Below are 13,630 nucleotides of genomic sequence, written 5' to 3'. Positions count from 1 at the left end.
TCTATATCTCTTTTCTACGTAGAAATGATAAGAGAGTATTGCTAACTTTTTCAGACCAATGTTCTTGAGGATAATGGGCGGCTCCTTCTAGTTTAACTAATTCTCCATTTGGTAGAGATTTAACTAAATTTTTGGCCTGGTCGATATTAATCCAGGGATCTCCTGTTCCCCATAGAATTAAAGTTGGTCGCTTCCATTCTTTTAACCCAGTTTCAATTTCTGCCATTGACTCTGGTAACTGGAGATTTCGCACAGTTGCTAATAGCGATCGCCCCGCCTGGGAACTTTTCAAAAAGGGGCGGCGATAGACATCTAAATCTTTATCAGATATCGGGTAACGGCAACCGCTTTCTAGAGTTCTGTCAACTAAAAGGGGGTCTTGTACGATCATGTCGCCTACAAAAGGTAAGCCCAATTGTTGAATTTTCCAAGGTAATCTTGATTCGATAGAAATGGGTGTATTGAGTATAGCTAAGCGCTCAATTTTATCGGGATGACGTAAGGCGTATTGGATACCGACGGAACCTAAAAATCCTTGGACAACTAAGTAGAACCGCTCAATTTCTAGGGTTTCAATAAATTCTGCAAAGGCGGTAACAAAGGCATCGGGTGTATAAGCAAATTCGAGTTTATCGGGTTTTGCTGATGAGCCAAAACCGATCCAATCTGGCGCGATCGCGCGAAACCCAAATGTTGCTAAATCTGGCATGATAGCAGTCCAGGTATGGCTTTGAGAAGGTAATCCGTGCAGTAGGACAACTGGGGGGAGATTGGATTCGTTAATTGGTTTTGCTTCTCGGTAAAACCATTCAAGATTTCCTACTTTAATTATCTGTTTATCAAGTGACACTGTTTTTATTTCTTAGTAATAAGAGAAGGAAGAGGGAAGAAGGAAGAAGGAAGAGGGAAGAAGGAAGAGGGAAGAGGGAAGAGGACTTACGGAAAAATATTGGTAACGCAGACATCTTGGCGGTAAAGTCACCGCCGAGACGGTGGTGTTACAAACTGTTTTGCGTAAGTTTTGTTAGTAATAGAAATGTAGGGCATGAATGACACGCCCTACAGGATTGAGGGGCCGCACTTAGAAATTCATTTCAGCAGCTTGCACTTTCTCGACTTGTTTCTTCTTCAGAACTAGCAAAATTTGAGCTAGCATGACAAGAGCAAAGAATGCAATCAGCCATTGAACGCGACCTGCACTTTGTAGGACGATTTCAACGTCTTTCTGACCGAATCCACCTACATTCGGGTTATTAGTCAAAGCTTGTGCTGCTTTCACTTCTTGCCCTTCAGCAACAATCAACTCAGGGCCAGCGGGAATTGTATCTACAACTACTGCGCCTTCTGCGGGTTGAATTGTTACTTGATAACCGCCATCTTCGGGTTGGGAAATCTTAGAAATTGTACCCGCAACAGAGGCATTGAAAACACCATTATTGGTTTTTTCGCCAGTTGGGTAAACCTGTCCGCGTCCGCGATTTCCGCCAACGTGAATCTGGTATTTACCGAAGTGAACGGATTTGTCGGTTGCTGGATTAGGAGACAAAACAGGGAACACTATTTCCTGATATTGTTCGCCAGGTAGTGGCCCGATGATGACGATGTTTTCCTGGGTTTCGCTGTAAGGTTGGAAGTAAAGTTCGCCAACTTTTTCCTTCATTTCCTCTGGAATTCTTTCTGGAGGAGCAATCTTGAAACCTTCGGGTAACATCAGGACAGCGCCTACATTGAGGCCGCCTTTGCTGCCATCGCCTGTTACTTGTTGTGCGCTAAGGTCGTAAGGAATTTTGACAACTGCTTCAAAAACTGTATCTGGCAAAACAGACTGGGGAACTTCAACTTCCGTAGGTTTAGCGCCGAGGTGACAGTTAGAACAAACAATCCGCCCAGTTGCTTCGCGGGGTGTTGCGGGTGCGGTTTGCTGCGCCCAAAATGGATAGGCGGATGCTGTTTGAGGTAGTGCGATGTCGCTGGTGATGAAAAATGCTAGGGTTGCGATCGCAACTAGCGTGGTCTTAGCGATCGCCCCAACAGTGCGGCGCAATATCGCTGATAAATCAATTTTTGGCATCAGAGTATTTCGATCTCAAAGGTCAAACAGTTTCGTAATTGGTAATTGGTAATTGGCGATTGGTAATTGGTAATAGGTAATTGATAATTGGACAATAGACAAATAAAGACTTATGACCAATTTACAGAGTACAAATGACCAATTTCCAAGACTCAATAACTAAGACCACCAAGGGGCTTCGCCAGTGCGGAAGTCTGTTTCTTTCCAAGGGGTAAAGGTTAGCTTATCATCTGCGACAGTAGCGTGAGCTAAGGCTAAAGATAATGGTGCAGGGCCGCGCACAACTTTCCCTTCGTTGTTGTATTGGGAACCGTGACAGGGACAAATAAATTTGTTCTCGCTGGCATTCCAAGGCACTACACAGCCTAAGTGGGTACAGACTGCGTTGATTCCGTACTCGGCAAGACTTTGTTCTTTGTCCACCACAATATAGGTGGGGTCGCCTTTGAGGCCTTGTGCTAAAACGCGATCGCCTACGGCGTGTTCTGCCAAAAACTTGCTGACAACGATATCATTGCCTAGCTTGTCCTTCGCAGTTAAGCCACCGCCAGTACCACCGCTAGACGGCGGGATAAAATACTTGACAACAGGATAGAGTGCACCCAGTGCTACGCCCGTTACGGTTCCGAACGTTAGCAAATTCATAAATTGACGACGACCCATATCAGGGACATCTGGATTGTGAGCAGAAATTTGAGCCATAACCTGCCTTTGCGGTGTTAAGTTACGTTTTTTTACAAACTATCTATGAAGCAGTACGTGCAGACAACAGGGATAATTGCGGTTAATCTGCTTTCAATAGGCATTAAGGCAGAAATTCCTTTGAAGAATAAGCCTTACAGCCTTGATTAGAGCATTATTACATTTTTTGAACTGCGGATTTTACTGTTAAGAAATGTAAACTATAACGGTTAATAAGGAGCAACCATGACGGGCCAGGATTTACGCCAGCTATTGCTGGATAAGTGGGGAAAATCTTACGATATCCAACTGCGGCGGACGCGGGGCAAGATTTTTGTGCAAGTCATGTGGAAATATCTGGAACAGGCTTCTTTTCCGATGGGGGAGGCGGATTATATGGAGCATTTGGACGCGATCGCGACTTACCTACACGGTTGGAGTAGTACAGAACAAGTTAGAGACTATATTGCCACAACTCGCGATCGCCCTCGCCTTGGTAAGGCCGTCAGCATCCCCCTTGACTTAGGCGAAAGAGCTTCTGAATGGTTGCTAGAAGAGTTTTGAAACCTAACGCGGCCCTCGTTTGCGGTGACATACTACCTAGAAGGCGGCGTTACCAATAGATTGCTGACTTCGTTTGCGGTGACATACCGCCTAGAAGGCGGCGTTACCAATAGATTTGCTTAAGTCGGAGATAAGTCTTATAAATGTTGCTCTCTACCTTCTTCCTTCATTGCCGAGTTCATTTTCACGTACAATTAGTACCTGGTAATCCCATTAGATTAGGAGATTAGCGCAATGGGAATGGCAGTTGGCATGATTGAAGTCCTTGGACTTCCCTCTGCCGTAGAAGCCGCAGACTCAATGGTTAAAGCGGCCCGTGTCACGTTAGTTCGGTATGAAAAAATTACGCGCGGTTACTGGACAGTCATAGTCCGGGGCGATGTCTCCGAGGTACAAGCTGCTGTAGCGGCTGGAATTGAAGGAGTCAAAAAAGTTCATGGTGGGGAATTGTTATCATACCACATCATTGCTCGTCCCCATGAAAATCTAGATTACGTTTTACCGATCGGCTTTACTCCAGAAGTCGAACAATTTAGAATGTAGTAGGATTTTTGGGCGCTGAGATTTAGCGATCGCTCAGCAATCGCGATCGCAATCGCAATGGAAACTCCGAAAGCGAAAACGATTGCGATCGCAATATCCGATCGCTAACCAGATCGACAGCGCGATCGCAATTCTAATATCCGGTTCAAGCATTAATAGGAATTAAGAACATCTATTTGTAGCGCCGCCTTCTAGGCGGTGACTTTACCGCCGATATGGCGGCGTTACTGATAGTTTTGCATAAGTCCTATTGAAAATCTCATAGTTTTGGTGTAATCGATAACAAATTCATCCCGCTTTCCATAGCAAAATTAATAGTCAGAAACTAACTCTCTCTAAAAACTTCTGTCACTGAATCTTAGAATTCAGATTAATCGAACAAGCTAGACAATGCGGATTCTATTAGTAGAAGACGACAGCCAATTGATAGCTTCTCTGACTGAAGCACTTGTGGCACAGCGGTACATTGTAGACTCAGCTAGAGATGGTGAGTCAGCATGGGATAAGACCCAGGGATTCGTTTACGACTTGATTTTGACCGATGTCACCCTACCAAAATTAAATGGTATTGGTCTATGCGAGCGATTGCGCGATCGCGGCTATCTCTCTCCGATTCTCATGCTCACTGCTCGCGATACCAGCCTTGATAAAGTGATTGGGCTGGATGCAGGAGCAGATGTCTATATGGTTAAACCCTTTCAATTACAGGAGTTGCTAGCTCAAATTCGGGCTTTGCTTCGTCGCGGACAGTCAGGAATGTCGCCTATATTAAGATCGGGTAATCTGTCTCTAGATCCTGCTAGCTATGAAGTCATCTACGAGCGATCGCCTATTCACCTCACACCAAAAGAATTTGCTTTGTTAGAGGCTTTATTACGATATGGCAAGCGGGTTTTGAGTCGAGCCGCCATTATCGAACAGGTTTGGACATGGCAAGAGTCGCCAGAAGAAGACACTATTAAGACTTACATCAAGAATTTGCGGGCCAAGCTCAAAGCCGCAGGAGCACCAAAAGACTTAATTGAAACTGTTCACGGCGTTGGCTACCGTTTAAAAACTTTAGATCGAGCTTAGGAAAGCGATCCTTAGTTAGTTAGAATAAACTACGCCTCGTTAAGTGTCAATCCTTGATAATTCCTTTTCCATTAGCTAAGAATAACATAGAGGTATGGTTGGTAACTTGCAGACCTTGCATGGGCGAAGCTTATCCGAAGGGCTTATACTTCGCTTCATAAGCACTACGCGCCATGCAATGACAACCATCAATCACTAACAACTAACCATTACCGATATTTTCTGCTTTCTTCCTTTCTAAAATTATCATTTGAGAGCCAATTACAGGACTGCGAGCTATAAGTTTGCCTTGGGAGTTGGCTATTTCCAGTTTTCTAAATTCAAGCTTTTGGGCTTGCTGAAACATTTGATTTGCTAACTCGTTTTGTTCTCTTTCAGGTAGGTTATACCAATCATCACCGATTTTTACAGCTAAAAGATTGCTGAAGAAATTAACCTGAATGGATTCGATTAAGCTGTTATTAAATTGATTGGTGAGTTCATCTACTTGATTTTGAATTGTAGCAATAAGATTCTGTTCTGGTGTTAGTTTTGGAGGCGATGGGGGAGTAATTTCTACGGGTTTTGTTTCTTCAGGCGCTACCAGGTCGGGTAAATTTGTGGCGGTTGTTTCTGGAGATGGGACAACTACTATTTCTGTGGATTCTGAAGAGGGGATAACTACTATTTCCGAGGATTCTGGGGATGGGATAACTACTATTTTCGGGGATTCTGAAGAGGGGATAACTACTACTTCAGGTGATTTTCCAGGTAGCAGGGTTAGTGTTGTACCGATCGCGACGATCAAAGTTGCTGCGATCGCGCTGCTTAAAACTGTATCGGACAGCTTTTGATCGATCGAGGCGGGTAGAAGCGATCGCACCAACTGGACTACAGTCAGCCAAGCGGAAGTGAGTTTGTCCAACAGGCTGCGATCGAGTTTTGGGGTATCCTGGGGAGTTTTAGCCGCGTTTTGAGAAGTGGCGATCGGCTGTACCTGTGGCTGAGGTTGTTCGGGCTGTGGCTGTTGTGGTTGGTCTTCTGACATTTTCTTTACCTCCTGGCGGTATAAATATGCTTAAACGCGATAGATTTTTACCTGAGCTATACTCTCAGCCCTAATTTATCATTGGAATAACTTTTAACTAAATCAACATGAGTATCAAACGCCGTCAATTTTTAATTTTAAGTGGCCTGAGCGCATTAAGTGTCACGGGACTGTGGAAAATACTTAAGGCTCAAATTGTTGAGGGTGCTAGTCCCGCTGCTAGTTTGGAGGGAGAAGGTGCGATCGCGCAGTTACCCACCACCCCGCCGATTTTGCGTTTTATCTCAGTCGCAGACACAGGTACTGGTGCTGAAGGTCAGTATCGGGTAGCCAGAGCGATGACGCGCTATCATCAACAAAATCCTTTTAAATTGGCAATTCTCGCCGGTGATAATATTTATAATAACGGCGAAATTGAGAAAATTAACGCCGTATTTGAGAAGCCATATCAAGATTTATTGCAGCAGAACGTTAAGTTTTACGCTTGTCTAGGAAATCACGACATTCGCACGGCTAATGGTGACTTTGAAGTTAAATATCCCGGCTTTAATATGCAAGGACGTTACTATACTTTTCGGCGTGGGAAAGTACAGTTTTTCGCCTTAGATACTAATAGTAATGCAGATTGGAAAAATCAGCTAATTTGGCTGAATAAAGAATTGAGTCAAAGTGATGCACCTTGGAAAATAGTATTTGGTCATCACCAGATTTATTCATCTGGGCTTTATGGCGTAAATAAACCTTTTATTGAAACGTTAACGCCGCTTTTTCAAAAGTATGGAGTGCAAGTTTATATTAACGGCCATGAACATGATTATGAAAGGACTCGTTCGATTAATGGAACGACTTATTTAATATGCGGCGGTGGCGGTGGTACTCGTGAGGTGGGGCGTTCTCCATGGACGGCATATTCGGCTTCGCGGCTGAGTTTTGCAGCCTTTGATGTTTATGATGATAGAATATTTGTGAGTGGGATTGGGACGGATGATCGGGTTTTTGACCGGGGTGTGATTATGTTGAAAGCAGTTTAGGTAAAAGTATGAAAGTTAAACGATTGATGATCAACTCCTTTCGAGGAATAGACAATCTGACATTGGAATTTAACACTAACGAGCCAATAGTAATTATTGGGAACAATGGCGTGGGTAAATCTAGTATTTTGGACTGTATCGCGATTCTTTTGTCTCGGTTGCTATATCCAATTCAAGCAGGTTCTAAAAATGTTAGGTGGCGTGATAGAAACAAACGTAGTATTATAGGGCATTTTTTTATCGAGGAGGATATCAAAAATGGAGGGGACGAGACAGAGAATGAAATTACCATTGAATTAGAGGACTCGCAAAAAGTTTCATGGTCTGTAACAAATAATGATAATGAGAGTATTGAATTAGAGGACTCACAAGAAGTCTTCGGGGGTAGAAAAGATAATGAGAAAAAACATCAAAAGTTTGCACAGCTAAAAGAAGTTGTCCAAAACATACGTCATCAGTGGGAAAATAGTTCTCAAGCCAATATTCCACTAGCAGTTTACTACCCAACTATTCGTGCTGTTCTTGAGACTCATTTGGAGATTGACGAGGAATATTCATTTAAGCAGATAGATGCCTACGAGGAAGCTTTAGATGGAATACAAATTGGCTTCGAGAGCTTCTTTCAATGGTTTAGAGCTTTGGAAGATGTGGAGAATGAAGAAATACGGGATAACCACAATCATCGTAACAGAGACCTAGAAGCAGTAAGACAATCTATCTATTCATTAATAGTAGGTTTTTCCAATTTAAGGGTTAGGCGAAATCCTCTAAGAATGACTGTAAAAAAACAAGGTCAAGAACTGATCGTAAATCAACTATCTGACGGTGAGAAATGCTTGCTGGCAATGGTGGGGGATTTAGCAAGACGTTTAGCAATTGCTAACCCAAGTTTAGAAAATCCACTTGAAGGCAGTGCCGTTGTTTTGATTGATGAAATCGAATTACATCTGCACCCCAAATGGCAACGGGAAATTATTCCGGCTTTAACTAGAACATTTCCTAATTGCCAATTTATTATTACTACTCATTCACCTCAAGTCATAAGTCAAATTAAACCTGATGGTATCTACATTTTAGAGGCAACACCTGAAGGAATAGTCGCTAAACAGCCAGAAAGTTCTTTTGGTAGAGATAGCAATCGTATCCTTGAAGACGTGATGGGTGTCCCAGAAAGGCCGCAAGAAATCAAGGATAATCTTCGCCAACTTTTTAGACTGATAGACGCGGGAAATCTTGATGCTGCGAAGGAATTACGCCAACAGATAGAAGATGAAATTGGCGAGGATGAGTCAGAGTTTGTCAGAGCAGATATATTGATGAGACGGAAGGAAATTCTTAACCGATGAAGTATATTAAAAAGGGTGAGGAACCAAAAGATTTTACAGATTGGAAAGCTCTAGAAAGCGATGACTGGAAACCTAACTGGGATAACTTTCAAGCACCACAAAAATCAAATCTGCATGAATCATTACTGCAAGAACAGGGTTTTATTTGTTGCTACTGCGGAATGGAAATCAGCAAACAAAAAAGCCATATCGAACATTTAAAGCCTCGCAAAACCTATCCCGAAGAAGCACTAAATTACCAAAATCTGTTAGCTTCCTGTCAAAGAGAAAGAGAACCTAAAGAACCTCAACACTGTGGAGTTAAAAAAGATGAGTGGTACGATGAAAAGCTAGTTTCACCTTTAGATTCCGGTTGTGCGAATTTTTTTAGATATTCTGGTTCGGGAGAGATTTTGCCAACTAATGAACCCGGAAAACAAGACTCTGCTTTAACAACTATTGACAAACTTGGACTCAACATTGATAAGCTAAAGAATATGCGAATTCAAGCAATAGATGGAATATTGCAAGCTATGGACGATCTGACAATTGAAGACATACAAATATTAGCTCAAAGTTATGTTCAACCGGATGCAGAAGGTAAATACACACCATTTTGTACTGTAATCGCCTACTACATAAAAAACTACTTTAATATTTAATTATAAACTAATTAAAACTTCAGCAACTTTTCCCCGAAGCTTAGCCTTAGAATTAATCGCCCTTGCTGCTAATATAGGCTTGATTTTAAATCCACTATACAATTCTCGAATAAACTTACAATCAGAATTAGATAACAACACTTTTACCCCTCGATTAGCAAGTTCTGCAAAAACATCTCTCAACCTAACTTGATCGTCCTGAGTAAAAGAATCCCGACTATAAGAGGTAAAATAGCTAGTATCATTAATTGGAAAATAGGGCGGATCGAAATAAACAAAGTCTTCCGCACTATGAGCATACTTCAACACATCCTCAAAATGCCTTTGTTCAATAGTCACTGATTTTAACACAACTGATACTGAACGAAGTAAATCGGCATTACAAATCGTTGGATTTTTATATTTACCCATCGGCACATTAAACTCACCTTTCGAGTTTTCTCGATATAAGCCATTAAAGCAAGTCTTGTTAAGATAAATCAACCGCGCCGCCCTTTCTATCTCAGTTCCTCCCGGATAAGATCGCACATCATAATAATACTCTTTATTATGCCTTAATTCATGTTTATTTAAATAGGTAATTAGCTCCTCAACCCGATCTCGAACGCAGCAATAAGTATTAATCAAATTAGCATTAATATCCGTTAAAACTGCCGATTTAGGTTGCAAATGAAAAAACACAGCACCACCACCCAAAAAAGGCTCATAATAATTCGTAAACTTCTTAGGAAAATAAGGTAAATATTGCGGAATCAGCCTACTTTTACCCCCCGCCCATTTAAGAAACGGACGCGGCAAAACTTGAGATTGAGTGGAAATTGACATTTTGACCTCAAAGTGATACCAGTTAAAGATGAAAGTGTAAATATAACCAACTAAAACAATGCAAGAATTTTTTGAGAATATCTCTCGCTATCCCCGCTACTTCATCACGATCACTCTGGGAATCTTCTTTTTCCTGTTTGAGCAACTGAGGCCGCTGCTGAAGAACCCCGTGAGTGCGATCGCTCTCATTAGTTTCATCATCGCCGCATTTATGTTTGTAACTTTTACCCTCCGTGCCATGTTGGGGCTGAGTACAGTTTAGCGGAAGTCGGAGGAGGGGAAACGGCAAAATCAGATAATTTCCACTTCTGCATTTAACACCCTCCTTATGTTATCAAAGTTACTGTAAAAAAGATTCCATTTATGTTAAACCCTTAAACAAGGTTTTGAGTGGATAAAAAAATAGTGTCTTTATATTTAAGAACTATTGACCACAACTAGGCAGGAATCAATAAAAAGGAACCACAAGATGGCGATCGCAATAGCAAAACGGCGAGAAAGGTTAGATAGCTACTATCACCAAATCAAAACCGTCATCCTCAAACGTCAAAACCCGATCGCGGGTTTACTACCAGCCAGCACAGCAATTAACGCTCACGGCGACTATACCGATGCTTGGGTGCGAGATAATGTTTACAGCATTCTCGCCGTCTGGGGTTTAGCTTTAGCTTACCGCAAACTTGATGACGACCAAGGTAGAACATTTGAGCTAGAACATAGTGTCGTCAAACTAATGCGAGGATTACTCTTCGCCATGATGCGACAAGCTCATAAAGTAGAAAACTTTAAAAATACTCAATTGCCACTAAATGCCCTACACGCTAAGTATAATACTCAGACTGGAGATATTGTCGTCGGTGATGACGCTTGGGGACATTTACAATTAGATGCTACCTCCTTATTTCTATTAATCTTAGCACAAATGACTGCTTCAGGCTTGCACATTATTTTTACAATTGATGAAGTTAACTTTGTGCAAAACTTAGTCTATTATATTGGCAGAGCCTATCGCACTCCCGACTACGGAATTTGGGAGCGAGGAAATAAAATCAATCATGGCAGTGCAGAATTAAACGCCAGTTCCGTAGGTATGGCAAAAGCAGCTTTAGAAGCCATGAACGGCTTAGATTTATTCGGAGTTAACGGTTCTCAAGCCTCAGTAATTCACGTTTTGCCAGATGAAATTGCCAGAACGCGAGTGACATTGGAATCCCTTTTACCAAGAGAATCTAGTTCAAAAGAAGTAGATGCAGCTTTGTTGAGCGTAATTAGTTTTCCCGCCTTTGCAGTTGAAGATCGGGAATTAATCGAGCGGACAAAAAACAAAATAATCGGCAAACTCCAAGGAAAATACGGTTGCAAACGCTTTCTCAGAGACGGACACCAAACAGTTTTAGAAGATAGCGAACGCCTCCACTACGAACCTAAAGAACTCAAGCAATTTGAGCATATTGAATGTGAATGGCCTTTATTTTTTACCTATTTGTTACTTGATGGTATATTTCATAGAAACCAGCAACAAGTTAAAGAATATAAAGAAATTTTAGAATCTTTAATTATAGAACGGGATGGTTACGGCTTACTCCCAGAATTGTATTATGTCCCAGCCGAAAGTATTGAAGCAGAAAAATCAAATCCTCATAGTCAAAAACGCTTACCAAATGAGAATATCCCTCTCGTTTGGGCCCAAAGTTTATATTTTCTTGCTCAGTTATTAGACGAAGAATTAGTCGCTATTGGCGATATTGACCCACTAGGACGACATTTATCTATTCGTCATCATCGAGAGCCTTTAGTACAAATTGCGTTATTAGCAGAAGATGAAGATTTGCAAGCAGAATTAGCTGCTCATGGTATCGCCACCCAGACCCCAAAACAAGTAGAACCAATACAGATACGCCAAGCCAAAGAACTATCTGCTATTTATACACAAATTGGTCGCAACGATCAATTAGGTTTAACAGGTAGACCCGTGCGAAGATTGCGGACTTTGACAACTTCCAGAGTATTTAGGATTCGGGGAGAAACGATTGTTTTTCTGCCTTCATTTTTAGATCAACAAGAATTTTACCTCACTCTTGACTATCATTTTTTAGTAGCTGAGATCAAGAGCGAATTGGCTTATATTAACCGTCATTGGTATCAATTAGGTCGTCCTCTAGTAACGCTGATGCTGACTCATACAATGCTAGAAACTGGTAGAGAAGCACTGTTAGAGTTGATGAAAGAACTCCGTGACGGACACTGCAAATATACCGCCGTAAAATTGGGTCAAATCAATCAGTTAATCCTGACTGCTGGTGTTGAGAGAATTGATTTTCTACACGATTTTGGATTTTCCCAGTCTCCAGTTAAAGGTGCATTTCCCGTGAGGTATCACTTAGGTTATAATCCCGATAAGACTGGGCCATTAAGTCACACGCAAGAATTTAAGTTAGAGTGCGAAACAAATACAAAATTATTGCTTACCAGTTTGCGCGGTTCCGAGAATTTGTACGAACAAGTTGAGCTATTGCATACCTTAGTTCGCCTCAAAGGACTGAATTTTAATACTGGATTCGGTGGGCCCGGAGAAGCCGTGACAGTGGCAGATTTGCTGAATGAAGTTTATCTTAAAGCTAGCAGCGATTCTCAATCAAAAATATATTGGGCCGTAGTCCGTCATGCGGCCGGTTTGCTGAATAAAGTTGATATTAGCCTATCAGATGCAGTTACTGATATTTTAGTGCGTGGTAAGTATGTGACAGTCGGAAAAGCTTACAGTGAAGATTCTGTAATTTTGCGGCCGCGTTCTTACACAGAAATCATGGAGAAAATTCGACATTTCTGTGGGGAAGATATTCGCGACCGGGTTCTTACTCAAGAAATTCTGATTTACTTTGGTTTGCTAATTAAAGCTGAACCACTGTTATTTAAAGGCTTGTTAACACTGAGAGTTAGCTATTTTATCTTGCTGATTGCTACCGAATTAGCTCGCGATTTGGGGATTACGCAGAATGAAGCTTACGAACATTTAATGCAGTTAAGTCCCTTTGAAATTAAAACTCGCTTGCGGCAAGTATTAACAGGCTATGAAGGTATGAATCAAGTGCTCAGACAGCAAGAATCTTTGCACGTCAAACAACCGGAAAAAGATATTGAATGGGTGGTCTTACCAACTTTGCAGTCACCAGAAACTAACTTAGGCGGGTGGCGACGACAGCGGCAAATGTCAGGTGCAGTTAATCGCGTACCCAAAGATTTTTACCCCAATGTTTGGGAGTTATTGCGGCATTGTAAGGGTTTGGTAATTGGTGATAAATTGGAGCGGAGAAATCGCCTAGATAGCGAACCAATTTTAGCAGAAATGACTCCGGGTGAGAAGAATTTTGCTCTACAAGTCGAGCATTTATTGAATAAAATTGGTGCGCCGGAGTACCGACAAGTTAATATTGAAGCCTTGATGGAATTGGCGGCGATTGTTCAGCGGAACGCGGAGTTACAAATTGAAGAGTATATCGTTTTGGATGTATTAATTGGTCATGCAGTGCGGCTTAGCTGGTTAGACCAACATCCCGAAAGGGTAGAGAAATATGATGAGGATAAAGCGGCGGCCTGGAACGCTTTTTATGATACTTCACCTTATGTTTGTGCCAGTCACATTTTAAGTGCTTTCCGGTTCTTAACAGAGTTTGGAAAAGTATAGAAGAAGGAAAAAGAAATAATTAGGAATTTTTTTGTTTCTTGGTTTCTCTACCGAGAGGAGAGGGGGCTGGGAATTTATACCAAATCCGGCTTTACTACCCCCTTTATTGTCATTGCGAGCGAAGCGAAGCAATCGCTTAGTC

Annotated in this window: 13 protein-coding genes; 8 read left to right on the top strand and 5 right to left on the bottom strand. The window is 41.8% G+C overall.

Features of this window, described 5'->3' with window-relative positions; genetic code table 11:
• Position 1: 1 nt before the first annotated feature.
• From PN499_RS26190 to petC, 3 genes are all read right to left on the bottom strand, one after another.
• Positions 2-850, bottom strand: coding sequence for an alpha/beta fold hydrolase (locus PN499_RS26190; protein ID WP_272036057.1), 849 nt, complete (start codon positions 848-850; stop codon positions 2-4).
• Between the two features lie 231 nt (positions 851-1,081).
• On the bottom strand, positions 1,082-2,071 hold the full coding sequence (petA, locus tag PN499_RS26185; RefSeq protein ID WP_272036055.1) for a cytochrome f: 990 nt from the start codon (positions 2,069-2,071) through the stop codon (positions 1,082-1,084).
• 159 nt (positions 2,072-2,230) lie between these two features.
• Positions 2,231-2,773 (bottom strand): cytochrome b6-f complex iron-sulfur subunit, encoded by a 543-nt coding sequence (petC, locus tag PN499_RS26180; RefSeq protein ID WP_007356358.1) that lies wholly within the window; start codon positions 2,771-2,773, stop codon positions 2,231-2,233.
• A gap of 225 nt (positions 2,774-2,998) precedes the next feature.
• Here petC and PN499_RS26175 point away from each other — a divergent pair, with 225 nt between their 5' ends.
• From PN499_RS26175 to PN499_RS26165, 3 genes are all read left to right on the top strand, one after another.
• Positions 2,999-3,316 carry a DUF3067 family protein gene (locus PN499_RS26175; protein ID WP_272036053.1) on the top strand — a complete coding sequence of 106 codons (318 nt, stop codon included), beginning with the start codon at positions 2,999-3,001 and terminating at the stop codon, positions 3,314-3,316.
• Positions 3,317-3,550: 234 nt separating this feature from the next.
• Entirely contained in the window at positions 3,551-3,859 is a 309-nt protein-coding gene (locus PN499_RS26170; protein WP_007356356.1) for a carbon dioxide-concentrating mechanism protein CcmK, read from the top strand.
• A 390-nt stretch (positions 3,860-4,249) separates the two neighbouring features.
• Positions 4,250-4,933, top strand: a complete 684-nt coding sequence (locus tag PN499_RS26165) for a response regulator transcription factor (protein ID WP_272036050.1) — start codon at positions 4,250-4,252, stop codon at positions 4,931-4,933.
• A 202-nt stretch (positions 4,934-5,135) separates the two neighbouring features.
• Here the strand turns inward: PN499_RS26165 and PN499_RS26160 are convergent, their stop codons facing one another.
• Positions 5,136-5,960: a hypothetical protein gene (locus PN499_RS26160; RefSeq protein ID WP_272036048.1), complete on the bottom strand. Its 825-nt coding sequence runs from the start codon at positions 5,958-5,960 to the stop codon at positions 5,136-5,138.
• Positions 5,961-6,067: 107 nt separating this feature from the next.
• On the opposite strand from PN499_RS26160, the gene PN499_RS26155 reads away from it, so the two are divergent.
• From PN499_RS26155 to PN499_RS26145, 3 genes are read left to right on the top strand one after another with little or no spacing between them, the layout of a single operon-like run.
• Positions 6,068-6,991, top strand: coding sequence for a metallophosphoesterase family protein (locus PN499_RS26155; protein ID WP_272036046.1), 924 nt, complete (start codon positions 6,068-6,070; stop codon positions 6,989-6,991).
• Between the two features lie 8 nt (positions 6,992-6,999).
• Positions 7,000-8,337, top strand: coding sequence for an AAA family ATPase (locus PN499_RS26150; RefSeq protein WP_272036044.1), 1,338 nt, complete (start codon positions 7,000-7,002; stop codon positions 8,335-8,337).
• Positions 8,334-8,978 carry a retron system putative HNH endonuclease gene (locus PN499_RS26145; RefSeq protein ID WP_272036042.1) on the top strand — a complete coding sequence of 215 codons (645 nt, stop codon included), beginning with the start codon at positions 8,334-8,336 and terminating at the stop codon, positions 8,976-8,978. Before PN499_RS26150 ends, PN499_RS26145 begins: the two co-directional genes overlap by 4 nt.
• On the opposite strand, the gene PN499_RS26140 is transcribed toward PN499_RS26145, so the two are convergent.
• On the bottom strand, positions 8,979-9,803 hold the full coding sequence (locus PN499_RS26140; RefSeq protein WP_272036040.1) for a DNA adenine methylase: 825 nt from the start codon (positions 9,801-9,803) through the stop codon (positions 8,979-8,981).
• 58 nt (positions 9,804-9,861) lie between these two features.
• On the opposite strand from PN499_RS26140, the gene PN499_RS26135 reads away from it, so the two are divergent.
• Together PN499_RS26135 and PN499_RS26130 are read left to right on the top strand one after the other, a co-directional pair.
• A complete protein-coding gene (locus PN499_RS26135; protein ID WP_039963223.1) occupies positions 9,862-10,065 on the top strand; it encodes a DUF751 family protein in 204 nt (67 codons plus the stop codon).
• 207 nt (positions 10,066-10,272) lie between these two features.
• A complete protein-coding gene (locus PN499_RS26130; RefSeq protein WP_272036037.1) occupies positions 10,273-13,488 on the top strand; it encodes a glycoside hydrolase family 15 protein in 3,216 nt (1,071 codons plus the stop codon).
• Positions 13,489-13,630 lie beyond the last annotated feature (142 nt).

It is taken from the genome of Kamptonema animale CS-326, from assembly GCF_028330895.1.
Lineage (GTDB): Bacteria > Cyanobacteriota > Cyanobacteriia > Cyanobacteriales > Microcoleaceae > Kamptonema > Kamptonema formosum.
The sequence above is the reverse complement of the archived record's forward strand: the minus strand, read 5'-3'. Positions and strand labels throughout refer to the sequence as shown.